Origin of the sequence: Desulfosporosinus acidiphilus SJ4 (genome assembly GCF_000255115.2) — a bacterium.
GTDB classification, from domain to species: domain Bacteria; phylum Bacillota; class Desulfitobacteriia; order Desulfitobacteriales; family Desulfitobacteriaceae; genus Desulfosporosinus; species Desulfosporosinus acidiphilus.
This window is the reverse complement of the sequence record NC_018068.1, coordinates 3,262,404-3,284,548: the sequence shown is the minus strand read 5'-3', so window position 1 is coordinate 3,284,548 and position 22,145 is coordinate 3,262,404. Positions and strand designations below refer to the sequence as shown.

General features: G+C 41.6%; 25 protein-coding genes and 1 riboswitch. Of the genes, 20 read left to right on the top strand and 5 right to left on the bottom strand.

Translation table 11 applies throughout. The annotated features are described in order from the left end of the window. Positions 1-2 precede the first annotated feature (2 nt). Positions 3-716, bottom strand: a complete 714-nt coding sequence (locus DESACI_RS14975; RefSeq protein WP_014828039.1) for a tetratricopeptide repeat protein — start codon at positions 714-716, stop codon at positions 3-5. Between the two features lie 110 nt (positions 717-826). Between DESACI_RS14975 and DESACI_RS14970 the strand changes: the two genes are divergently transcribed. The 6 genes from DESACI_RS14970 to DESACI_RS14945 all read left to right on the top strand — a co-directional run bounded on the left by DESACI_RS14970 (position 827) and on the right by DESACI_RS14945 (position 5,817). Continuing rightward, positions 827-1,423 (top strand): HD domain-containing protein, encoded by a 597-nt coding sequence (locus DESACI_RS14970; protein WP_014828038.1) that lies wholly within the window; start codon positions 827-829, stop codon positions 1,421-1,423. A gap of 75 nt (positions 1,424-1,498) precedes the next feature. Beyond that, a complete protein-coding gene (locus DESACI_RS14965) occupies positions 1,499-1,738 on the top strand; it encodes a hypothetical protein (RefSeq protein ID WP_014828037.1) in 240 nt (79 codons plus the stop codon). 102 nt (positions 1,739-1,840) lie between these two features. Beyond that, positions 1,841-2,164, top strand: a complete 324-nt coding sequence (locus DESACI_RS25250) for a HesB/IscA family protein (protein ID WP_014828036.1) — start codon at positions 1,841-1,843, stop codon at positions 2,162-2,164. An 81-nt stretch (positions 2,165-2,245) separates the two neighbouring features. Next, positions 2,246-2,539: an ACT domain-containing protein gene (locus tag DESACI_RS14955; RefSeq protein ID WP_014828035.1), complete on the top strand. Its 294-nt coding sequence runs from the start codon at positions 2,246-2,248 to the stop codon at positions 2,537-2,539. 47 nt (positions 2,540-2,586) lie between these two features. Further along, positions 2,587-3,954: a PFL family protein gene (locus DESACI_RS14950; protein ID WP_014828034.1), complete on the top strand. Its 1,368-nt coding sequence runs from the start codon at positions 2,587-2,589 to the stop codon at positions 3,952-3,954. Positions 3,955-4,999: 1,045 nt separating this feature from the next. Then, positions 5,000-5,133: riboswitch (cyclic di-AMP (ydaO/yuaA leader) on the top strand. A gap of 3 nt (positions 5,134-5,136) precedes the next feature. After that, positions 5,137-5,817 carry a C40 family peptidase gene (locus tag DESACI_RS14945; RefSeq protein WP_014828033.1) on the top strand — a complete coding sequence of 227 codons (681 nt, stop codon included), beginning with the start codon at positions 5,137-5,139 and terminating at the stop codon, positions 5,815-5,817. A gap of 345 nt (positions 5,818-6,162) precedes the next feature. Here DESACI_RS14945 and uvrC read toward each other — a convergent pair whose 3' ends face one another. Further along, the gene (gene uvrC / locus DESACI_RS14940) at positions 6,163-7,956 is read right to left on the bottom strand and encodes an excinuclease ABC subunit UvrC (protein WP_014828031.1); all 1,794 of its coding nucleotides are present in this window, start codon (positions 7,954-7,956) and stop codon (positions 6,163-6,165) included. A 137-nt stretch (positions 7,957-8,093) separates the two neighbouring features. On the opposite strand from uvrC, the gene DESACI_RS14935 reads away from it, so the two are divergent. After that, complete coding sequence (locus tag DESACI_RS14935) at positions 8,094-8,615, top strand: hypothetical protein (RefSeq protein ID WP_014828030.1); 522 nt, start codon at positions 8,094-8,096, stop codon at positions 8,613-8,615. 2 nt (positions 8,616-8,617) lie between these two features. Here DESACI_RS14935 and DESACI_RS14930 read toward each other — a convergent pair whose 3' ends face one another. Further along, positions 8,618-9,061 carry a DMT family transporter gene (locus DESACI_RS14930; RefSeq protein ID WP_014828029.1) on the bottom strand — a complete coding sequence of 148 codons (444 nt, stop codon included), beginning with the start codon at positions 9,059-9,061 and terminating at the stop codon, positions 8,618-8,620. Positions 9,062-9,183: 122 nt separating this feature from the next. Here DESACI_RS14930 and DESACI_RS14925 point away from each other — a divergent pair, with 122 nt between their 5' ends. The 5 genes from DESACI_RS14925 to DESACI_RS14900 all read left to right on the top strand — a co-directional run bounded on the left by DESACI_RS14925 (position 9,184) and on the right by DESACI_RS14900 (position 12,496). Then, positions 9,184-9,555 (top strand): hypothetical protein, encoded by a 372-nt coding sequence (locus DESACI_RS14925; RefSeq protein WP_014828028.1) that lies wholly within the window; start codon positions 9,184-9,186, stop codon positions 9,553-9,555. Positions 9,556-9,720: 165 nt separating this feature from the next. Beyond that, a complete protein-coding gene (locus tag DESACI_RS14920) occupies positions 9,721-10,203 on the top strand; it encodes a metallophosphoesterase family protein (protein ID WP_014828027.1) in 483 nt (160 codons plus the stop codon). A gap of 75 nt (positions 10,204-10,278) precedes the next feature. Then, positions 10,279-11,712 carry a hypothetical protein gene (locus DESACI_RS25245; RefSeq protein WP_014828026.1) on the top strand — a complete coding sequence of 478 codons (1,434 nt, stop codon included), beginning with the start codon at positions 10,279-10,281 and terminating at the stop codon, positions 11,710-11,712. Next, positions 11,709-12,005 carry an EscU/YscU/HrcU family type III secretion system export apparatus switch protein gene (locus tag DESACI_RS14905; protein WP_014828025.1) on the top strand — a complete coding sequence of 99 codons (297 nt, stop codon included), beginning with the start codon at positions 11,709-11,711 and terminating at the stop codon, positions 12,003-12,005. Before DESACI_RS25245 ends, DESACI_RS14905 begins: the two co-directional genes overlap by 4 nt. Positions 12,006-12,055: 50 nt before the next feature. Further along, positions 12,056-12,496 (top strand): DUF2383 domain-containing protein, encoded by a 441-nt coding sequence (locus tag DESACI_RS14900; RefSeq protein WP_014828024.1) that lies wholly within the window; start codon positions 12,056-12,058, stop codon positions 12,494-12,496. Positions 12,497-12,528: 32 nt separating this feature from the next. On the opposite strand, the gene DESACI_RS14895 is transcribed toward DESACI_RS14900, so the two are convergent. Further along, positions 12,529-12,846, bottom strand: a complete 318-nt coding sequence (locus DESACI_RS14895) for a hypothetical protein (protein ID WP_014828023.1) — start codon at positions 12,844-12,846, stop codon at positions 12,529-12,531. A gap of 228 nt (positions 12,847-13,074) precedes the next feature. Between DESACI_RS14895 and DESACI_RS14890 the strand changes: the two genes are divergently transcribed. Continuing rightward, a complete protein-coding gene (locus tag DESACI_RS14890) occupies positions 13,075-13,338 on the top strand; it encodes an antibiotic biosynthesis monooxygenase family protein (RefSeq protein ID WP_014828022.1) in 264 nt (87 codons plus the stop codon). 125 nt (positions 13,339-13,463) lie between these two features. Here the strand turns inward: DESACI_RS14890 and DESACI_RS14885 are convergent, their stop codons facing one another. Further along, positions 13,464-13,970, bottom strand: a complete 507-nt coding sequence (locus DESACI_RS14885) for a hypothetical protein (protein WP_014828021.1) — start codon at positions 13,968-13,970, stop codon at positions 13,464-13,466. Positions 13,971-14,269: 299 nt separating this feature from the next. Between DESACI_RS14885 and DESACI_RS14880 the strand changes: the two genes are divergently transcribed. The 7 genes from DESACI_RS14880 (at position 14,270) to DESACI_RS14850 (ending at position 22,107) form a co-directional block, all read left to right on the top strand. Further along, the gene (locus DESACI_RS14880; protein WP_014828020.1) at positions 14,270-17,047 is read left to right on the top strand and encodes a helicase C-terminal domain-containing protein; all 2,778 of its coding nucleotides are present in this window, start codon (positions 14,270-14,272) and stop codon (positions 17,045-17,047) included. 269 nt (positions 17,048-17,316) lie between these two features. Next, positions 17,317-17,859, top strand: coding sequence for a CDP-diacylglycerol--serine O-phosphatidyltransferase (gene pssA, locus DESACI_RS14870; RefSeq protein ID WP_014828018.1), 543 nt, complete (start codon positions 17,317-17,319; stop codon positions 17,857-17,859). 157 nt (positions 17,860-18,016) lie between these two features. Further along, entirely contained in the window at positions 18,017-18,367 is a 351-nt protein-coding gene (locus DESACI_RS14865; protein WP_014828017.1) for a hypothetical protein, read from the top strand. Positions 18,368-18,569: 202 nt separating this feature from the next. Beyond that, the gene (locus DESACI_RS14860) at positions 18,570-19,019 is read left to right on the top strand and encodes a hypothetical protein (RefSeq protein WP_014828016.1); all 450 of its coding nucleotides are present in this window, start codon (positions 18,570-18,572) and stop codon (positions 19,017-19,019) included. Between the two features lie 214 nt (positions 19,020-19,233). Beyond that, entirely contained in the window at positions 19,234-20,862 is a 1,629-nt protein-coding gene (locus DESACI_RS14855) for a peptide ABC transporter substrate-binding protein (protein WP_041276098.1), read from the top strand. 207 nt (positions 20,863-21,069) lie between these two features. Continuing rightward, the gene (locus DESACI_RS24825) at positions 21,070-21,216 is read left to right on the top strand and encodes a hypothetical protein (protein ID WP_169314527.1); all 147 of its coding nucleotides are present in this window, start codon (positions 21,070-21,072) and stop codon (positions 21,214-21,216) included. Between the two features lie 9 nt (positions 21,217-21,225). Next, complete coding sequence (locus tag DESACI_RS14850) at positions 21,226-22,107, top strand: DUF1858 domain-containing protein (protein ID WP_014828014.1); 882 nt, start codon at positions 21,226-21,228, stop codon at positions 22,105-22,107. Positions 22,108-22,145 lie beyond the last annotated feature (38 nt).

The following is a 22,145-nucleotide window of genomic DNA, read 5'->3' as shown; positions in this document are numbered from 1 at the left end:
TTTTAAGGTGCAATGAGTGCTTGAAAACGTGGATATTCTCGCACAGGAGCAAAATCTTTTTCCTCCCGGGCAACCTCTTTGACATCAGGATCAAGGGCGATGGCTTGCTGCAGGTATTCGACCACCTTGTTAATGTTCCCGAGCCGGCCATAGATACTTGCAATCCCGTAATAACTCCAAGTGTCGTTTTTGTCTAATTGTAATGTCTTTTGATAAGCGGCAATGGCCTCATCCCACTGTCCAGCAAGTTCGAAAGCTAATCCTCGGTTGAAATTTCCATAAACATAGGCTGGATTAAGATCAAGGGCTTGCTGAATCAGAGCGAGTCCTTGATTATAATTGCCTAAATAGGCCTGAGTTGCCCCCTTGCCGTTAAGGGCTTCGTAACAAAGGGGGTCAATGGTTAATGATTTATTAAAGAGCTCAAGGGCCTGTGAAAACCGGCGTTGATAATAGAGCTTAAGTCCTTCTTCGTAAAGTGTAAGGGCTTTGGGATCTGAGGAATGAATAGGAGGAGGGTTTGAGTCGGAGATTGAGATTGGAGAAGCGAGTTGAGCCGGAGAGGACTGTGGGTGAGAGATTTCAATGGATTTTTGCTCAAAAGTTGAGGTATTCACCTCAGAATAATCATAGTATGAAGTAATGCAGAAGGTTATGCAGAAGGTTATGAAGACGGTTAGGATAAGGAACGTGTTAAGAACGGTTGTTTTGCTCATAAATGCTCCTTTTAATTAGTAATAAGTAATATTGACAAGTCCGAAAAACGGGGAGTAAGATGGACTAAATTGGAAAGAGTATTCAATATAGGGGAATGGAGGTGGGCACAATGGATTTTCCCTCGAGTCAGGAAATGATAGATCAGGTAGTCCAAATTGCAAAAGGCTTTTACGCACGCAAGGATCGGGCACATGACTTAGAGCACGCCTTGAGGGTTAGAAACTGGGGTAAAAAAATAGCCTTAGCTGAAGGTGCAGACGTTACTGTGATTGAACTTGCGGCCTTACTGCATGACATCGGTCGATCCGGTGCCGTTGAAAAAACACATGCTCAAAGCAGTGCAGGGCTTGCAGTTAATATTTTACATAAAGCCGGATATTCAGAGGATCTTATTGCAAGAGTCAAAGAAGCAATTATTGCCCATTCTCGGGAAGCTGGGTATGAACCGGAAACATTAGAGGCCAAAATATTGTATGATGCGGATAAATTGGATTTTGTAGGAGCCATTGGTTTGGGGCGTCTTTTTACACTCGGGGGTGTGCAAGGTTGGCCCATTATGGGAGAAAACTCTTGTGAATCCTTTTATCAGGAGAGAATTCAAGGTTATCAAGAACATTTATTTACGAAGACGGCCTTAACTTATTTTAAACCATTATTCCTTTATATGGAAGAATTTTGGCGACAGTTACATTCGGAAATGATTTAAATCTATCTTATCTGGGTAAGCTATTTCCATAAAACATTTATAGTTTTTTTAGCTTATTTGGAAGGATGAGTTTAGATGCGTTGGCTTTGGCGTGGTATACTTCTTATTGCGATCGCGTATTTTCTAAAAACTTACACGTTCTCAGAACCGAAGGCGTTTATTTCTTGGCCTGAAGGGAAAAACTGGGTAGAGAAAATTAACTTTGAAGTTAAACATTGGCAAAGTATTACTCAAGGTCTTCCCGAAAGCTTAGAAGTTGAAGTACGCCAATTTTTGAAAGATTTTCGTGCATCAGGAAGTGGGGAAGAAGTCTAGGATTTAAATGATAAATTGGTTTAAATTTTAGTTTATTTTTCCTTGCTAAAAACTAAAAATATGGTATATTTAGGACTAGCGAGATGAAAGGGAGTGAGATTTATGGTAGCAATAACAGAGCTCGCCGCCCAAAAAGTTAAAGAAGTGTTAAAAAGCCAAAATAAAGAAAATGCATTTCTTAGGCTTTATTTAGCAGGTGCTGGCTGAGGTGGGCCGAATTTCGGCATGACTCTGGATGAGTCAAAGACAACGGATGATGTACTTGATGAAGGCTTTGGCGTGTCAATACTCACCGATAAGAAGCTTTCCTCTTATTTAGAGGGCGCAACAATTGATTTCATTGATTCTCAAAATGGCGGTGGGTTCGAAATCCGCACAGCCAATCCGAGCGGCGGTTGTGATAGCTGCGGCGGAAGTTGTTCATAATACGTAAAGTTTCTAAAGAGAGCTCTTTGGGGCTCTCTTTTGACATAACATATACTAACGTCTCAAAGGGAGGATAACAATATGTCAGTGATTCGAGAAGAGTCCAATCGAGCCATCATTACGGTTATTGGACGAGACCAGATAGGGATTATTGCCTGGGTTTCCAATAAACTTGCAGAGTTTCAAGTAAACATTTTAGATATAAGCCAGACGATTCTTAAAGAGTTTTTTACGATGATCATGGTAGTTGACTTGAAATCTGCAACGTTGGAGTTAGTTGCATTAGCCAATACTCTTGAACGTGAGGGGCTTGAGAAAGGACTTCAAGTAAAGGTTCAACACGAGGATATTTTCACTTATATGCACCGCATTTAGGATTGGCGTTGAAAGAATATTAAAGGTAATTGTGGAGGGAATCGTGAATGACGATTACATTTGCCCGTGAAGAAATTCAACAAACGATCAAGATGATTCATGAAGAGAATCTTGATATTAGAACGATCACCATGGGTATAAGTTTGTTGGACTGCATAACAGACGATATTAATTCTTTGGAACGGAAAATTTATGATAAGATCGTGAAAAAAGCAAGTCAATTGGTTAGCGTTGGGGAACAGGTCTCGTCACGCTTTGGAATCCCGATTATTAATAAACGTGTTGCAGTTACACCGATAGCCATCGCGGCAGCTCATTTATCGCCGGAAGGAATGGTTAAAATCGCAAGGGCCTTAGACCGGGCAGCCAATGAGTTAGGCATTAATTTTATCGGCGGTTTTTCGGCATTGGTGCAAAAGGGATTTACGAATGGAGATTTGGCCTTAATTGAGGCAATTCCTCAGGCTTTGAGCGAAACAAACTATGTATGCTCATCCGTTAATATTGGAACAACGAAGGCCGGAATAAATATGGATGCGGTATTAAAGATGGGAGAGGTTATTCTGGATACCGCACGTAAAACCGCTGATCAAGACGGTATTGGTGCGGCGAAACTTGTTGTCTTCTGCAACGCTCCGGAAGATAATCCCTTCATGGCCGGTGCTTTTCATGGTGTTGGGGAACCGGAATGTGTAATTAATGTTGGAGTAAGCGGTCCGGGAGTTGTGGCAAAGGTTGTCAAGGAATACCCGGATGCAGATTTCGGTGAACTATCGAATCTTATAAAACAAACAGCCTTTAAAATCACGAGGATGGGTGAATTGATTGGTCGAGCTGCCTCCAAGGCTTTACAGGTTCCTTTTGGGATTGTTGATTTATCTTTGGCTCCTACGCCGGCAATCGGTGATAGTGTGGCGGAGATTCTTGAAAACATGGGTTTAGAACGGTGTGGAACTCATGGAACAACGGCTGCCTTAGCTCTACTAAACGATGCGGTTAAAAAAGGCGGCGCGATGGCTTCTTCTCATGTCGGCGGGCTAAGCGGCGCTTTTATCCCCGTCTCTGAAGATGCCGGGATGGTTAATGCAGTTGAAGTCGGAGCTTTGAATCTGGATAAACTTGAAGCAATGACTTGTGTTTGTTCCGTTGGTTTAGACATGATTGCGCTGCCCGGGAATGTGAGCTCGGAAACTATTTCTGCTATCATAGCTGATGAAGCTGCCATCGGAATGATCAATAAAAAAACAACGGCTGTTCGAATCATTCCCGCCATCGGCAAAAATGCCGGGGAACGTGTTGAGTTCGGAGGATTATTGGGTGGTGCTCCGGTTATGGATATTCATCCCTTTTCTTCAAAAACATTTATAAAGCGCGGAGGTAGGATTCCTGCTCCCATTACAAGTTTGTCCAATTAAAATTTAGGCTTTATTATCTTTATTTTTACTGATTTTCGTAGGAAATATTCGATTCTATGATAATAAGAAACTCGATAAAAGTTTTTGCTCGCTCTATCGAAGGTATAACTAGCTAAAAGGTTTTTTACAAAGTAACGATAATCAGGTAAAATAATCACTGTAAATTCTTTGAGACATTAATTTTACTTTGGGCTATGGAGCGTTATTCTAGTGCACGATTGGCAATCGAAGGCGGGCCTAATAATCCGCCGAGGGCATACCGATGAAGTTCCTGGTGGTGGCTTTCGACGCCCAGTCGAGGGCTGCTGCTGGGGGTTAAGGAATGAGGGGGATCCGCAATGGCATGCGGGCGCGACCCTTTTCCGTGGAGGCCTAAGTGCGTGGCTTTTATAGCTATGGCTTAGGGTAGAACCTGCATTAGGAAGGAACTTAGTGCAGTGTAGCCTGCCTTGAGGTGGAAAAGTTGGGAAGGCTGTAAGAGGTTTGGAAGGTGTTGGCCGATGCCTTACAAACTGCCGGAAATGCTTTTCTGCAAAAGAGGCTAGATTGTCTAGGAGTGTTAAGGAAACTTCTAGAACGTTAACTAGAGAGGATTGAAGTGGGGACTAAGTGGTGATCAAGTTCTGGTGATGGTGACATCCCAGGCTGAGAAAAAGGAGAAATCGCCTTATGGGAAACCGAAGGAGCTCAGTGGGAAAACCTACTTGACCTAAGCCTCAATATTGACTCTTTAGCCTCCTGTGGCCCAAGAAAAAACCCGCCCCTCAATTTGAGGGGCGGTTTTTTGTACTATCAGAGAGTATAACCCTTGGTTGTATACTGCAAGATGAGCTAATTCGTGCGAAGACAGTGTCTTCGTCCTCTGGCATAAGTGCAACTAACCTGCCGCTTTCGCCGGAGGCTTAGGGCCGGCTAAGTTTTCTTGATAGATTTACTAAATGTTTCCTGAGTTGCAAAAATAATGGAATTGCTAGTTAGAATTTCCACGAATTATTGCAGGCCTTTTTAGACATACTGGCGAATAGCCTAACATAGACGAATAGACTAATAGTAAATGCTGAATCCCAACTATGTTAGGAGCGGGGGACTTTCTTGGGGTGAATCACGAATTTCGTGTAGGGCTTACACCTTTAGCCCGAATCCGTCAACTAACCTCGTAAGCAAATGAAAGGTGGATTTTCCTTGCTAATTTCCTCATCCGGGCGGATGTGGTTAGGAAGCACAGTTTTGGCAGGCATCTTGTTGGCAAGCAGTCTATCAGTACCGGAAACGGGTAAAGTTGCCGCCAACTCAGTTTCAATTTCCCTGTCAACTGGATCCTACACCAAGACCATCCGCACTCAGTTCCATTGGAAGAATCCTTCAATTACCACAAGTGACATTGGCAAATCTGCAGAGAAAACAAATTCAACGGTAGTCCAGGTTCCGACAACAAGACCCGAAACGATTCAATCCGAGCCTGTTCAAGTGGCAAATGCGTCCCAAAGTCATGTCTCACGGTCGGACAGTTACCAATTAATTGCTAATGCACTAAGCCTGCAGGGTGTCCCTTACCGTTTTGGCGGAACGAGTCGAAGCGGCTTTGATTGTTCAGGATTTACCCAGTATGTATACCGGGCGGTAAATACTTCTTTGCCTAGAACGGCTGCCGAGCAATTTAGAGTTGGAGCCTCAGTGAGCCGAGGACAGCTGCAAGTAGGTGATTTGGTTTTCTTTTCAACTTATGCCTCAGGGGCCTCTCACGTGGGTATTTATATTGGCGGAGGGCGTTTTGTTCATGCCTCAAATAAAGGTATTCGTGTTACCAATTTGAATGAGAACTATTATGCAAACCGTTATTTAGGCGCACGGCGGGTTAATTAGATCATCATAAAAGTATTTAGTGAACTTGTTCAACTCAAGTTGAATCTCGGGGCTTTGGTGCCGAAAGTGTCCTGTGGACAGTTTCGCTCCGCAAGTGCCTAGCCAATAACAAATGCTATCGCGCTGAAGGATGGGCTCTACTCCCCGCTGAAGAAATAGAAGGAGTAACCCTCACTCATTGAAGTGGGGGTCGAGGTACCCAAGGAACGGGCCTGTAGTGAAGACACTCACCGCCAGGTTTCGTTAAAAAGTCATTTGAATTATTGATATAGTCATCTGTACTTAAGCATTGTTGAGTGCGTTTATAGTAACATTTTCGGCATAACTCCACTCTGTAATTTAAGATCATGGAATTGATTTCTCCTCCTCCAAAGGGTTAAGTGACGGAGCCGGGTGAAAATATTCAAAAATTGAGACTGCAATTGCTCTTGGCAGTCCTGTCGCTTGTAGTTCTTCTATAGTAGCCTTCTGTATCTCAGAAAGGGAAGAATAATGCTGTAAGAGATGCTGCTTGCGTTTGGGCCCGATTCCAGTTATTCCGTCTAAAGCAGAAAGTGTCATATTTTTAGTTCGCTGCTGCCGGTGAAAGGTGATGGCGAAACGGTGAACTTCATTCTGAATTCGCCCCAACAATAAGAACGTTGGATGGTTTCTCGCCAAGGGAATTGAATTCCCCTCCCTATCCATGAGTTCATTTGTTTGGTGACGATCATTTTTAACCATGCCTGCCACAGGAATATTGAGGCCAAGGGCTTCCAATTCTTTTAAAGCCGCATTAATTTGACCTTTTCCCCCGTCGACCAGGATCAGGTCCGGCAAAGGTTCATCTTCAGATCTAAGGCGAGCGTAACGGCGGCGTATCACTTGACTCATAGAAGCAGTGTCATCGGAAGTCTCCATTGGTTGAATTTTAAATTTACGATAGCCTTTTCGATGGGGTTTACCCTCGATAAACTGAATCATGCCTGCCACAGAATGAGTGCCGGCCGTGTTTGAAATATCAAAGGCCTCAACTCGTCTAGGGTATGATATCTTCAAGAGCTCCCCAAGGGTTGTCAATGCTTGGAGATTATCCGATTGTTGGCGGATTTCCAGAGTAATCTGCTCATGAAGTGTTGTTTGAGCATTGGACATGGCCATGAGAACTAAATCTCTTTTTTTCCCTTTTTGAGGAATTGAAATAGGAAACAGACTAGTTAAGGCTTGTGAGTCGATAGGAGGGATGAGAATTTCCTTCGGCCATGCTTTACGATCAAGGTAGAATTGAGCAATAAAGGAACTAAATGCATCTTCGGGATCTTCGAAATAAGGAAAAATAAAGTTATCTCTCGCCAATAATTTACCTTGACGAAGATAAAATATCTGTATACATAATTGATCAGTGGTTTGAGCATAGCCAATGACATCACGGTCAATAAAATCGTTGAGAGTGATATTTTGCTTCTCACCAAGGCGTTTCAAATCCTCGATGAGATCTCGATATTCTTTGGCTCTTTCGAATTGGAGGGATTCTGCAGCTGTATGCATTTTTGTCGCTAGAAGATTCAATACTTCACTTTGGTCGCCATTGAGAAAGGTTGTTGCATTCTTGGAAATTTCTTCATAGGCATTAGGAGTGATATCATGAACACAGGGCGCTAAGCATTGATCCAGATGATAATAGAGACAAGAACGAGTCGGTATTTGGCGGCATTTTCTAAAAGGAAAAAGACGGTTGAGCAAACGAGCGGCTTCTTGGGCGGCCGTTGCGTTGGGATAGGGTCCGAAATATTTACCGGAGCCTTTTTTAATTTGACGTGTCACAATAACCCGCGGGTGCCTTTCATGGGTAATCATCAAATAAGGGTAAGTTTTGTCGTCGCGCAGAAGAATGTTGTACTTGGGGTTATGTTTTTTTATTAAATTACATTCCAGTACTAAAGCTTCTACTTCGGAATCGGTTAAAATATACTCAAAATCTATGATCTGGCTCACTAAACGAGCGGTTTTTCCATCATGGGATCCGGTAAAGTACGATTTTACACGATTTTTTAGTTGTTTAGCTTTGCCGACGTATATAATTTGACCTTGGCAGTCTTTCATAAGGTATACACCAGGTTTTGGAGGCAGCAGGCTTAGTTTTTGGCGGAGTATATCCATCTATAACACCTCTGTTCTATTTTAGAACTCGGGTTAGTTAGATGCAAGTATCTTACACATATCTTCATATAGCTGAACGTATATATGTTTAGGGATGCTTAATTATGATAGAAATCATGACTATAGGGGGAGAGGCTATGCCAAATACCTGGGGTAGACCACCACATAGTGAATTGTGGCAAGATTTACAAGCCTTGGCCCTATGGATTTTTATCATAGGAGTCGTAGGATATTTGTTATTTCCTAATTTTTTTAAAGATATTTACAATCGTTTATCTTCTCCCGTGACTCAAACAAGTACGTTAAATGACAATTACACTATGAACGGTACAACGGATCAAATTTATAATAATATAAACTCACAAAATTACCTGGGCCAAGATTATTCAAATGCCTCCAGTGCATTTGATAATGGAAAAAGCGAGATCACCTCCGGATTTTGGATAATATTTGTTGCCGATGGAGTGTTTAAGCAACTTCCTGTAAGCAGTGAAGCTTATGAATTCTTGCTTCGTTTGATTGAAATAGATAAAAACTCGAATGGCAAAAATACGGTTATTCTTGCCTCAAATGGTCAAATTCATAAATTCATTGTCAGCGATGAAATATATTCCATTATAATAAACATGGCAGCTATTACAGCTCGTTCGAATAGCTAATGTTAGCGAAAAAGAAGTTTCGCTCCAGCCGCAAACAAAATAATCCCCAAAAGCTGCCATTGATTCCAGGGAAGTCGATGAATACCAAACCAACCAAAATGGTCGATAAGAACTGCGGTGGCAACTTGACCAATAATAATGGCTGTTGTTGCATTACATACGCCGATCTTAGGAATGCTGACCGCAACAAGTCCTACAATAACAACACTTAGTACCCCGCCAAGATATAGATACCAAGGAACTGACATCCAATGTTGTTTAAAGATGGGTGTCTTGTATGCTAAGAGAGCTAATAAGGCAACAAAAGTTCCAATAATATGAACTACAAAAGTAGCAGATAATAAAGACGTTTTCTCACTTAATAAAGAGTTTAAACTTCCTTGAACAGCCATGGCAATCCCGGAAATGGCTGCAATGACAAAAGGCAGTGATAGAAATTTTAACATTGTTACCTCCTCATATTCATAAATTTAATGTAAGATATCGCCAGATCCGTAAACAACTCATCAGTATTCATTAGAAAGGTTAAGGGAAAAATGAAGACATCAAAATAAAGTGGAGGTGCGTCATGGAAATCGATTACAATTTAATTCAACGCGCCCAGATGTTACTCACCCTTGACCATCCTCTAACTCAAGTAAAAGATATTCTTTTGCGAGAAGGATATCCTCAAGAACAAGTTATAGAGTTAATGGATGCTACTGAAGAGGTTTTAAATTATCTTGTTCCTCCTCAATATGACGAACATAAAATAGGGATTGATATTTTACACCCGGGAGAGAAGGAACAAGGAAGAAAGCCAACGGTTGATATTTTAATCGATAAAAGATCGGGAAAATTAGAATTGATTACACCTCATCTGCCGGAAACTTGGCGTGTCGCCAACGAAGTTCGGAAGGCCATTAAACGCCAACGTTATCCAGGGAAGTATTTACATTGATTTTTAAGGATTGTTTGGGAAACCTTACAATCCTTTTTCACTCTTAGCTTTTCTCCAAATCCAAGAATTATGTTATAATGTATCAACGAAACGCGAAGATTTAGCTGTAAACGAATAATATAGATGACAAACAAGATGAGAAAAATTACATATGAGGTGCATCTGATGAGAATTGCTGTATTATCTGATACCCATCTAAAAGCCGGACGATCACTGCCGCGTTTGGTATGGGAGCATTTAAGCGACGCGGATCTCATTCTTCATGCAGGAGACTTAACACACAAGGAACTCGTTGATGAACTTTCCCTTGTTGCCCCAGTAAAAGCAGTGTGCGGGAATTGTGATGACTGGACTGTAGATTTGCCAAGTCAAGAATGGGTTGAATGTGAATCGTTTAAATTTGGTATTATCCATGGACATCAAGGCAAGGGAAAGACTACCTTAGAACGGGCTTATTCAGCCTTTGAGTCGAATCATGTTGATGTTATTGTATTTGGGCATAGTCATACTCCAACTCTCAAGTGCCATAATGGAGTACTTATGTTTAATCCTGGTTCCCCTACGGACAAACGACGTGAACCTCAATATTCTTTTGGCTGGCTTGAAGTGCAAGAAGGTCATATCAATGCAAAACATATTTATTTTTAAACAAACAGCTTAGGAAGTTTCCTAAGCTGTTTTAACCATAACAGAAACGATTGCTAACGGAACGGGAGAAAGAGTATGGAAATAAACATAAATTCCTTATCCCTAAAGTCGATGGATTTACTAAAATCTAAGCTAGGGCAACCTGGAGAACGACTTCTCGTGGAAGTAATCCAGAAAGATGGAGAGAACATAGGGACAATATCGGTTAAAGGTCAAGAACTAGCGGCTATTTTTGAGACATCGGCGAAGGTCGGGGATAAATTCTGGACAAAAGTTGGCGAAGACGAAGGGTTTTACCTTTTGCTGAGAGACATTAATCAAGATAACCCTCAGGAGATTTCGGTCAATTCCCCTCAATCGTCGGAACTGACTGAAAGAGGACTACCGATGAAACAAGAACTCTTGGGTTTGCTTAGGAATTTTAATGCAGGTGGAAGCGGAACATTTCTCTTGGAAAATTTACAGGGCTTGTTACCGGACGAACTTCTAGAAAATGTTAAAGAATCTTTTCCCAAATGGGAGAGTCTATCCGATGAAAATGGGGCCGAACAAATAATTGAGTGTTTGCGTAAGTTAGGGATAAATTATGAACAACGGCTTTATCAAATGGTTGTTATGCTCGATCCCAGCGCCATAGAAGCAGAAAAAGAAAGTCTCAAAAACACCTTGAAATATGCGATTTTGAAAAAATTGAATGAGCAAGGAAGCGGGCCGAGAACAGAGCAAGGAACAGGGCAAGGAACCGGCACAAGAACAGAGCAAAGTACCGGATCAAGGACGGAGCAAGGAACCGGCCCGAGGACAGAGCAAAGTACCGGCCCAAGAACGGAGCAAGGAACCGGCCCGAGGACAGAGCAAAGTACCGGCCCAAGAACAGAGCAAGGAACCGACACGAAAACAGAGCAAAGTACCGGATCAAGAACAGAGCAAGGAACCGGCTCGAGGACAGAGCAAAGTATCGGCCCAAGACTAGAACAAGGAACCGGCCCAAGAAAAGAAGAAGGTATCGAGCCAAGAACAGGGCAAGGAACTGTACAAGCAGAGGAAAACCATTTAAAAGAGCCGCTCCAACGTCTTCTTAATACAATTACCGGACAGCAATTGTGGTATAAAACGGGGACACAAAATAATGGGTATATGTTGCTCCATTTGCCAGTTATGTATCAAGACCAATGTCTACCCGTTCAAATAGGCATAGAAAGCGCTCGCAAAGGTTCAAAAATGGATGAAAAGCATTGCCGAATAGCCATCCAGATGGAAACCGAAGGCTTGGGACTTATAGGGGTGGATGCATTTTTTAATGAAGATTCCTTAACTCTCAATATTCTTTCCCATGACCCTGAGAACGTATCTGAGTTAGTCGAAGAGGTTCTGCCCGAAGCAAAAGCTAGATTTGCAAGATTAGGATTTCAACTTATGAAGGTAGGAACAGACGATTTGAAGGAGAGCTCAGAGCTTGAAGATTTCCTCCGAGGCCTTAGAAGAAGTGGGGTAGATGTTAAACAATGACGATCAAGAATACTAAACTTGAAATGGCTGCCGCTTTAAGTTACGACCAGACAGGAGCGCCGCGTGTTGTTGCCAAGGGGCGAGGCGACGTAGCTCGGAGAATGATCGAGGTCGCTGAGGCAGAAGGGATACCGATCCAGAGAAATGAAGCCTTGGTAGAAGCCTTAATTCAGATAGAATTAACGAAAGAGATACCTCCGCAGCTTTATCGGGCCGTAGCCGAAATACTAGCCTTTGTTTATTCCTTGGAGGAAGAGGCAAAACAAGCAAAGATTTCATCCTCAAGCACATAATAGCAGGATTATGGAACAAACTATTCAAAAATGAATAGGAGGATTGGAAAATGGATAGATCTTTTGAAGTATTAAATACTATTTTACAAGGTGAGCATATGGCCATTGAACAATATCAGGCATGTATAGATACTCTCTCTGATGGTCCCCTCCGAAACCATCTTACAAGCATTCTTACGGATCATAAAAATCACGCGACAAGACTAGCCTATCATATTCAAACGAATGGAGGACATGTTCGCGAAGGCGCGGGGGTCATTGGGAAAATTGAAAATTGGAAACAACGAATACTTAACTTAGGGAAGGAAAATCCTGAAGCAATGCTTGATCGGCTCTATAATGGTGAAGATAAAGGTCTGGCACGGGCAGTCCAATATTCTGAGCGTAATTTAAGCATTGCAGAGAAAGAATTACTGGAACCAATTTTTGCTGATGAACATGATCATTTGAAGCAGCTGCAAAAAATTAAGGAAGGTCTTTATTTTCACTAAACAAAAAGAAGCGGCGGTTGCCGCTTCTTTGATTAGGCGTCTTTTTCCCTATGTTTCCTGGTTAGGAGTTGTTTGCGGGCCAACATATCTGCTACTTTACTATTGTCACCAAGCTTAATTCCCTGTAACCGCCATTCACGAAAGGTTTGCCAAAACTGCTGTTCCGAAATACGACGAGTAATTCGTTCGGATTCCTCATCATAGGGCCAAAAAACATCAACCCATAAAGTCCCTTTATTACTTAGAACCAGCAAAAAATGTACAAGCTGAGGGTTTAGAGATTCGGAATCACGCATTAGTATGTGTGAACGGCCATTAGGGAAATCAGTACGTCCATAAGTAAGCTTCATTCATTTAATCCCCCTTTGTGCACTTCAAGTTGAGCTTCTAAGGTAAATGTAGTATAGCATGAACTACAAACAAATACACTCAAAGCTCAAAACTAAGAAATTGGTGTTGCCTAAAATCTACGCAATTTAAAGTATGCTAATGTTGAGATGAAGGTTCATAGTTTAGAGTATGCTAAAATTCAGTTTAGGGTAAACTATTCTAAATAAGAAGTTTTGGAGGTAAAGTTTATGCTCACTGTGATTCATACCTTTGATGGTCCTGACCTCGAGGGATTATTGGGACAAGTAAGAACCGGAATTCGAACTTGCGAAGACTTCGATGGATTCAAATTTGCCTCGGTAAATCAACAACAAGATACTTCAGAAATTATGCTCTTTTCAAAATGGGAAAATCGCCGTGCTTTTGAAAATTGGGCAAATACCATTGGCGAAAATAATGCTTTTAAGTCTTCAACTCCCCAAATATTTGAAGTCCTTGAGGAGAAATATTAGAGAAGGTGTCAGGTATAACCTGACATCTTTTATTTTGAGGGCAAGAATGCATAAGATTCGGATAGTATTTACCTCTGGCATAGGATAAATGATGCCTGGTCATGACAGGACAAGCTGCATTGATTTTAACTATTTTGATCATGGAGTATTTTTTCAAGTTCTTGAAAGGCGGGCTGGAGGTTAGAGTCATTTATCCCTTGCAGGATCATTGTTCGATTAATAGTAACTCGCCCAACATTTGCTCCTTCAACCTCTATCTGCAGGGATTCAACATCCAGGGTAACAGGGTGCTTATCTACGACTAAGGTCATCCGTTTTGGCTGGGGAAACGTAGCCTGTAAACTAATGGTGGTGGCAGGATCAGTACTTGCTAATTCTTGAGAACTTGGGGTATGTAGATCACTCAAAACAAAAGAACATTCGTCAAGTAGATTTTGCATGACAGCCATATTTGAATTCCAAGGTAATTGAATAACTTCTGATTGGGTCATACCAGATGGCGAAACAGTCAGAATAACATAGGATCCGTCTTCAGACAAAAAAGGTTTTTCAGAGCAACCGCCAAGAAACAAAACTGAGAACAAAATAGTTAAGCTGAGTGCCAGTGTTGAAAATCGTCGCCTCAACAACAATGGGTTAGCCTTCTTCCTTAAACAAGATTGTCCATTCTTGCATGTTTAAAAATTTACTCTATGTATATTCGCTGCCTAAACTTGAAATCCTGCTTTTTTCGTACTGTCAGAACGTATAAACTAATGTGGTGTAATTTTCCTTCTTTATACTAGCCGAACGTATAACCTTTGGTTAATTACTTTCGGAAGCATAAGTGCAACTAACGGTTTCTGTCTCGCGAGCTCGGCACAAATCGAGTTTTCTTTATTGCTTATTGCAGAAAGATTGGTTACAATGGCTCAAGAGAGGGGTCAAGAGTGTGCATAAGGACATGGTTTTTTTTCACATAGAGACGGGTTTTTTAGAGGGCGGGCAGGAAAAAATCCGCGAGTTCGCCGCCCTTAGAATTCACGATGGACAAGTTCAAAAATCATGTTTCTTTCAGGAACACCCTAAAATAGAAATAAATAATGACGATTACGATGAACTTTCTCAAAATGATCGAACTTGTGCGATTTCACTTTCAGGCAAACGTGGAGAAATCCTTGATGTTTTAAAAGAAGCAGTTTTGATCAGTCATCAAGGAACCTTTAATTTACAAATTTTAGAGAAAACAATCAATAGTTATTTAGTGAACGACTATTGGGATACTTACGAATTAGCTCGGATATTTTTTCCGATGATGCAAGATTACCAGTTGTCCTATTTGGCAGAGTATCTTTCTCTTGGCAATGATGAGGAAGAAGACCTTCAACTTGCAGAGAGAAAGGCTTATTTAACGTGGAGAGTTTTTGAGGCCTGTAAGGATAAGGGACGGCAATATGATCTTAGTTTTTTTGATCAAGCTCAGGTATTTTTGGAGGGGTGGTCTGGGAAGGGTTTTTTTGATGATTTACGGCGAGAGATTAGAACCCAATTTCCCGAGCGGCGAATACAGACCGACCTGGTGCTTGCTCCCGCGCCGGAAGGGTTATTTGCTCAAGTTCAAACTTCCCATCGTCAAATACCGGATTCTATAGAGTGGGTTATCAAAAGCTTTTCCCAGGGTGGTATTCTCGAACAATCTCTCCCAGGTTATGAATGTCGTTTCGGCCAGATGAAAATGGCAAAACTTATCGCAGAAGGACTTACTTCAGCCCATCATGTCGTTGTTGAAGCCGGCACTGGAACAGGGAAATCCTTCGCTTATCTGCTTCCAAGCTTATGGTTTGCTCGAAAAACTGGCAATAAAGTGGTTATCGCAACTCATACCATACCGCTGCAAGAACAACTACAGAAAAAAGATATCCCAATGCTCGAAAAAGTCCTTCCTTTTTCTTTCCGAACCTCAGTTTTAAAAGGGAAAGGTAATTATTGCTGCCTTAAGAATTGGCTGAGTTGTTTGAACAACCCAAGCGAAATTCGCGTTCGAGACCAAAAGTTAGCGGTCTTAAGCATTTTGATCTGGCTGAGGGAAACACATACGGGGGATATCCAAGAACTTTCCAAAGTCCCGGGGCTGATGGCGCTCTGGCCGAATTTAAATGCAGATCATGAAATGTGTAATCCGAGTAAATGTTCTAAAGCCGGAGTTTGTTTTCTGCTGCGAGCGCGTAAAAAGGCTGAAGAAGCAGATGTATTGATCGTTAACCATTCCTTATTATTTTCTGATTTAAAAACGGATTATAATGTATTACCTGAACATCATCAGTTGGTTATTGATGAAGCCCATCAGATATATCAAACAGCGCTGCAAAACTTGGGATCCGAACTAAGTCTGGAAATGGTTTTGCGTACAACAGAGTCAATTTACCGAAAGACAGGCCCGAGTTTTTATAGCTCACTAAAAGTTCGTTTGGGTTCCTTGAGCGAAAGAGTGCCTGCAGTGGCTTGGGATACCTTCGCAAAACATTTGGAAACGATACCTGAGTTATGTCTTAAGGTGTCAGAACAAGCGAAAGAGTTATTCCAGTTATTTGAACGTATCTTAGGCCCTAATCGTACATTTCGCTTCGTTCCCCAACATACAAATCTCTCTTGGTGGGAACTGCTGTTGATCCAAATTGAAAATTTAACGGGACGTATAAAATCGTTATCCGTCGTATTTCAAAATCTTACGAGCGCCTTGAACGGAGAAGAAGCTGATGAAGCCGAAGAACTAAGATACCTATTCGCTACTCATCTAAGGGAACTTCAGCAAATTCAGGAAACTCTAGCTCTGGCGGTAAACGTAAATGACCCCAAACAAGTAACGTGGCTGGAACAAAGTGCCAGGCTATACTTAAAATCGTCTCCCATTGAAGTTAATGAAATTCTAAGGGAGAAAATATTTAAACGCCTTGATACGGTCATTTTAACTTCAGCGACACTAAGTATCGCTGATTCATTTAATCATTTCTTGCAGGATATTGGCTTACCCTTATCAACAAAAACCGCTGTTGTTGATTCACCTTTTGATTTCGATGAGCAGATGAAGTTTTATATCCTCAAAAACTATTCTCATTCTCTGCCTTCTTCTGATCAAGAAAAGGTCGAACGTTTGTCTGAGACAATTTTGGAGATTGTTAAGCGGATGCAGGGACGCACGTTAGTTTTATTTACCGCCCACAAATTGCTGCAAGAAACTTATACGTTATTGCAGCCTCGTCTAACAAACATTAATATTGATACATTAGCTCAGGGAATTCATGGAGAACGTACTTCCTTGTTGGAAACCTTTAAGAGAAACTCAAGGAGTGTTTTGTTGGGTGCCAATAGTTTTTGGGAGGGGATAGACATCCCTGGAGAAACGTTATCGTGTGTTATTCTTGTTAAATTGCCCTTTTGGCCTCCTTCCCTGCCCTTAATTGAGGCTCGGTCAGAATTCCTGAAATCACAAGGGCGAGACCCCTTTCAGGAACTCCTTCTCCCGGAAGCCGTTATCCGATTTAAGCAGGGCTTCGGACGTTTAATTCGCTCGAAAGAGGATCGGGGGTTCGTTGTATTATTGGATGATCGGGTGCTTGCTAAATACTATGGACGATACTTTTTGAATTCGTTGCCTATTAAGACCCATCTTCGAGGAGATGATAATTTGCTGTATGAGAAAATACAGGAATGGCAATTAGGGATTAATTAGGTGCTTTAATAATCGTTATAAAAATGGTAAACTAGAGAAGATTGAGAGGGGGTTACTTTTTCGGTGGAACAATATTCCTTATCGTGTGATGATTGGTCTCATTATGCGATATTACCTGTTTTATCCGTTTTAGTCTATTGGTATAGGCCGCAGTTATTATCTTTATTTATTTTAGTCTTAACGGTTGCCTTATTTGTTAATTACAATGTTTTGAAGAATAAAGACGATGTGGTTGTTGGAGTAAATGCGATAGGGAGGTTGAGTAAAAAATGAGTAGCGGTAAACCAATCCCGGCTCGTATGATCCCGAGCATGTTTACTCTTGCAAATCTTTTATTTGGTTTCCTTGCCTTAATATGGGTTTTGGAAGCGAATTTTGATTTAGCATCGACGATGATCCTTCTCTCAGTGCTCATGGATAGTCTTGATGGTAAAGTTGCTCGAAGACTTTCGGTTAGTTCCGATTTCGGAAAGGAGCTTGATTCCCTCAGCGACTTAGTATCTTTTGGTGTTGCACCAGCCATATTAACCTATCAAGGTATTATCCAACCTCTTCAGTTTAGCTATATGAGGTATATCGGCTTAGGAATTGCTGTGATTTTTGCTTTATGTGGTGCGGTACGTCTGGCACGTTTTAATATGCTGAACATCACAACTTATTTTGTGGGGGTACCCATTACCTTCGCAGGCGGGCTCATGGCTTTATTAATGTTTTTACGCCATATGTTGCCTTGGTACCTTTACCCCTTTAGCATGGTTATCCTTGCTTTCTTAATGGTTTCAACGTTCAAGGTTCCGAAACTAGGCAAATAGTGTTTATTTTACCGGCCTTATTTTCTAATTCTTATAGTTTAATTAAATATCTTCTAAACGAGCAGGAATCATAATCTCCTGCTCGTTTTTTCACCCTTGAAGGCAGTACGGCATATAGTATGGCACAGGACTGTGAACACTAAGGGGGAAGCATTTTATGGATAATCAACAAGTTAGTTGGAATAACGTAGGATTACGGATAGTTCAAGGTCTGACCACCACAATTGATGTCGTACGCCAACTGGATGTTCAAGAAGCCTCTTTGGTTATGCGTTTATTAGGGAAGAGTTGTACCCGGATGGTCAAAGAGGGCGTAGGGCATCAGTTTGGCATTGCTCTCATCGAAACCAGCGCACAATTGGCAATGAAAGAATCATTAGTACTGGAAGATGTTATTAAACTTATTACGGGCATTATTGGCCGCTTATATTTTACTGCCAATACGGAAGAAGAACGTCAACTTGTAGCCCAGCTTGAAGAAGCAGTTAAAAATTACCAGGCTGTTTGATTTGGAATTTCGAAGCTTAAGAGCATACATTACCTCTAGGAAAGGTTATTTTCGGGGCGAAGGAGGAATTATTCATGCGGATCTACTATGTACGATTACCAGAGTTCGTACTTAATGTATTGAGAAAAGTTTTTGGCTAAAGTGGAATAAAAATGCAATTCCCTCCTAAAATGGTAATAGAGACAAGCAAGGAGGGAAAACAATGCGGCAGAGTCGTTACGTATGGATCTTGGGTCTGTCTATCGTTTGCTTATTTACAATTGTTATGTTCCAGACACCGCAAACAGTAATTTCAACCATGGCAGATCCTCATTTTCAAAGCAATCCAAGAACAACTATTCAGCATTTCTGGTCTTTAATGGATAGGCGTCAAACGGATCTTGCTCAAGACCTATTACTCTTGCCCAAAGGTTCAAGAGATGACCAAGAGTTTAAGACCTGGGCAGCAACGCTAAATAAAGATCCTTTGTTATCGTTGCAAAAGGTTGAACTACTAAATTCAGAGCAAACTGCAGGGCAAGAGGTTATCGTGAGGGTTTCCTGGTTATCGCCAAACCAAGAAGTGCAAAGTGCGACCTTTGCAATGGGATTAAAACAAACTGAAAATGGATGGCGAATTCAGAAATTTAAGCGGATAAATACCCTCTCCTAAGTTCTATGCGTAGAATGAATAGGGAAGCAATTTTTAGGACGCAGTCTTCTAAAATCTAGGGACTGGGTCCTGATTTTATTTTGCCGCTAGTTTAGCTGAATTGAAATAACAGATAGCAGACTTCTTGTCTGAGGAAAAGTTTCAAAATGCAGGGAATTAAGGTCTTTATGCAGAATTATATACAGAACATTCAGTAAATTCCACTAAGGAGGATATGAACGTGAGAAGAGAAAGGGGTTTTGCGGCAGTCATTGCTATTATTCTGATCCTCGAGTTGATTCTTGCGGGCTGCGGAAGTAATAGCACAAAAGGCAGTGAAGGAATCCAACTGCCCAAAAAAATGAAAATGAGTTTTGCGCCTGGAGGAGAACCAAAGACTCTGGATCCTCAGATGTCTGATAATATCCCCGAAGCGATTATCGAAACAGCTTTGTTTGAAGGCATAATGCGTCTGGACAAAGAAAATACACCTCAATTGGCAGTTGCTAAGAGCGTTGAAGTTTCTTCCGATGGATTGAACTATACGATTACCTTAAAAAACACAAAATTCAGCAACGGAGATCCTCTAACAGCTTCAGATTTTAAAGACTCTTGGATGCATGCCCTTAATCCATCTTCGGCAGCAGCGTCTGCCTACCAATTATTCTATATCAAGAATGCTAAAGCGTATTATTCCCAAACTGCTGAAGCAGGAGAAGTAGGTATTAAAGTAGTGGACGATAAAACGCTGGAAATAACTTTGGAGTCTCCTTGTCCTTTCTTTAAATCTCTTTTAGCTCTCCCGACGTACTTCCCTGTTGATCAACTGAACTCTCAAGTACATTATGACTGGAGTAATGGTGCAGCAACGTTTGTGGGGAACGGTCCCTTCATGCTTAAGTCATGGAGTCATAAGGATAAAATGGTATTGGTCAAAAATCCCAATTATTATGATGAAGCAAGTGTGAAATTAGCGGAGCTAGACTTCAACTTGAGTGCAGACGGAAAAGAGGCTGCTTCCGATTTTGAAGCCGGAAAATTAGATGGACTGAATAATCTGGTGCCTGAAGATACCTTGCGTTTTAAAAAGAACGGCACACTCAAATGTGCACCGATGTTGGGTACATACTTCTACTGCTTTAACACGACTAAAAAGCCCCTCAATGATCTGAGGATTCGCCAAGCTTTGTCTATTGCCCTAAATCGTCAGGATCTTATGGATAATGTTTTAGAAGGTGATGAGCTTCCTGCCTATGCCTTTGTGCCGGGTGCGATACCTGATGCCGTTCCGGGCACAACCTTTCGAACTGCGGGCAGTAATTTAATCAAGGAAGACATTGAAAGGGCAAAACAACTTTTGAAGGATGCCGGCTATCCTGAGGGTGTTAATTTTCCGACATTAACGATTCTCTATAATACGAACGGCTCCCATCGACTGCCGGCTGAAGCTATTCAAGATTATTGGAAAAAGAACTTGGGTGTTAATGTGCTGCTGCAAGGTCAAGATTGGGATGTTTACCAAAAAAGTCAACAAGTATTACAGTACGACATTGCCCAAGCTTGTTGGATTGGTGACTGCGTCGACCCGATGCCGTTTTTAGACATATTTGTAACGAATGGCGGAAACAACAAAACCGGGTGGTCTAACCCAGTTTTTGACCAAGCTGTCGAAACCGCCCAAAAAAGTCCTGATCAAACGGTACGCATGAAAGCTATGCATGATGCCGAAAAAATATTAATGCAAGAAATGCCGATTATCCCGATTTATTACTACGAACAAAACTATCTCCTTAAAAACAACATAAAAGGAGTCATAGTATCTCCTCTTGCCTGCTTCGATTTTAAGAATGCGATAGTGCAATAAAAGTCAAAGAGCCAATACGCCTTACTACTGAGTTCTATAGTCGGGCTATATTATTCCTAAGTTTGCATAGTTTTTCGGTGAATCGTTTAAACTTAAACTAATTGTTTAATTAAGGTGCGTAAAAGCACACAAAAATGTGTGTTAAGTCACACTTCCTGGAAAGTTATCATGGTAGACTAACCCATATAAAGAAGGAGGTAGACAACTATGCCGAATGAAAAAAAAGAGGCCCCGGAACTTGAGTGTGACCAATGTGGAACAACGAGTGAATTAACACCTATCTTGACATATGTTCACCAAGGTGAGGAAAAACATGTTTGTACGCATTGCCTGCCAATGCTCATTCATGGATAGGAGAATACGATGCGCTTTACACTTGATATGAAATTAAAAGATATAATGGCGGCTAACCCGAAAACAGCGGAAGCAATGCAGGAATTAGGATTGCATTGCCTGGGGTGTGCATTTTCGGTGAACGAAACATTAGCTAATGCGGCACAAATGCACCATTTAGATCCTAACCTCTTGTTAGAAAAAGTGAATGCGGTGGAACAGGGTGAACTCTCCCCTGAGGCAGCAGCAAAGGCACAGCCATCCGGTTCAATTCTCCAAATGGATAAAAAAACCTATTCAATTGCTCCCCATATTCCGGCAGGAGTTGTTACTCCGGATATCTTGCGCAAGATTGCTGATGTTGCCGAGAAATATAAGGCCCAAGCTCTGAAGGTGACCTCTGCACAACGAATTGCCATTGTTGGTCTGCAGCCGGAAGATATTCCGAAAATTTGGGACGAGTTAGGTATGGATCCGGGTCATGCGGTGGGTTTGTGTGTAAGAAGCGTCAAGGTTTGTCCGGGTGATACTTTCTGTAAACGAGGGCTTCAGGAAACACTAGCTTTAGGGATGGAAATTGATAAACGTTATCATGGCTTGGAATTGCCTTCAAAGTTCAAAATTGGCGTTGCCGGTTGCCCGAATAAGTGTACCGATGCGGCTTCAGTGGATCTTGGCTTAATGGGAACCAGTAAAGGTTATCACCTGTATGTCGGTGGAAATGGCGGTGTTAAGCCAAGGCAAGGTGACATCCTCCTAGAAAACCTGCAAAAGGAACAGGTACTGCCCGCAGTGGATGCAGTTATTTCTTACTACAAAGAAAATGCAAGACCCCAAGAACGAATTGGCCGGCTAATTGACCGGATAGGACTTGATGGTCTTCGTGAATATGCGGAAAAACATGTTCAATGAATTGGGTTTGTAAAAGATAGCAAAGAAGAAAACTCGGC

Coding starts and splice junctions, on each gene's coding strand:
- DESACI_RS14975 (WP_014828039.1), bottom strand. CDS start 716: ATGAGCAAAACAACCGTTCTTAACACGTTCCTTATCCTAACCGTCTTC.
- DESACI_RS14970 (WP_014828038.1), top strand. CDS start 827: ATGGATTTTCCCTCGAGTCAGGAAATGATAGATCAGGTAGTCCAAATT.
- DESACI_RS14965 (WP_014828037.1), top strand. CDS start 1,499: ATGCGTTGGCTTTGGCGTGGTATACTTCTTATTGCGATCGCGTATTTT.
- DESACI_RS14955 (WP_014828035.1), top strand. CDS start 2,246: ATGTCAGTGATTCGAGAAGAGTCCAATCGAGCCATCATTACGGTTATT.
- DESACI_RS14950 (WP_014828034.1), top strand. CDS start 2,587: ATGACGATTACATTTGCCCGTGAAGAAATTCAACAAACGATCAAGATG.
- uvrC (WP_014828031.1), bottom strand. CDS start 7,956: ATGGATATACTCCGCCAAAAACTAAGCCTGCTGCCTCCAAAACCTGGT.
- DESACI_RS14935 (WP_014828030.1), top strand. CDS start 8,094: ATGCCAAATACCTGGGGTAGACCACCACATAGTGAATTGTGGCAAGAT.
- DESACI_RS14930 (WP_014828029.1), bottom strand. CDS start 9,061: ATGTTAAAATTTCTATCACTGCCTTTTGTCATTGCAGCCATTTCCGGG.
- DESACI_RS14925 (WP_014828028.1), top strand. CDS start 9,184: ATGGAAATCGATTACAATTTAATTCAACGCGCCCAGATGTTACTCACC.
- DESACI_RS14920 (WP_014828027.1), top strand. CDS start 9,721: ATGAGAATTGCTGTATTATCTGATACCCATCTAAAAGCCGGACGATCA.
- DESACI_RS25245 (WP_014828026.1), top strand. CDS start 10,279: ATGGAAATAAACATAAATTCCTTATCCCTAAAGTCGATGGATTTACTA.
- DESACI_RS14905 (WP_014828025.1), top strand. CDS start 11,709: ATGACGATCAAGAATACTAAACTTGAAATGGCTGCCGCTTTAAGTTAC.
- DESACI_RS14900 (WP_014828024.1), top strand. CDS start 12,056: ATGGATAGATCTTTTGAAGTATTAAATACTATTTTACAAGGTGAGCAT.
- DESACI_RS14895 (WP_014828023.1), bottom strand. CDS start 12,846: ATGAAGCTTACTTATGGACGTACTGATTTCCCTAATGGCCGTTCACAC.
- DESACI_RS14890 (WP_014828022.1), top strand. CDS start 13,075: ATGCTCACTGTGATTCATACCTTTGATGGTCCTGACCTCGAGGGATTA.
- pssA (WP_014828018.1), top strand. CDS start 17,317: ATGAGTAGCGGTAAACCAATCCCGGCTCGTATGATCCCGAGCATGTTT.
- DESACI_RS14865 (WP_014828017.1), top strand. CDS start 18,017: ATGGATAATCAACAAGTTAGTTGGAATAACGTAGGATTACGGATAGTT.
- DESACI_RS14860 (WP_014828016.1), top strand. CDS start 18,570: ATGCGGCAGAGTCGTTACGTATGGATCTTGGGTCTGTCTATCGTTTGC.
- DESACI_RS14855 (WP_041276098.1), top strand. CDS start 19,234: ATGAACGTGAGAAGAGAAAGGGGTTTTGCGGCAGTCATTGCTATTATT.
- DESACI_RS24825 (WP_169314527.1), top strand. CDS start 21,070: ATGCCGAATGAAAAAAAAGAGGCCCCGGAACTTGAGTGTGACCAATGT.
- DESACI_RS14850 (WP_014828014.1), top strand. CDS start 21,226: ATGCGCTTTACACTTGATATGAAATTAAAAGATATAATGGCGGCTAAC.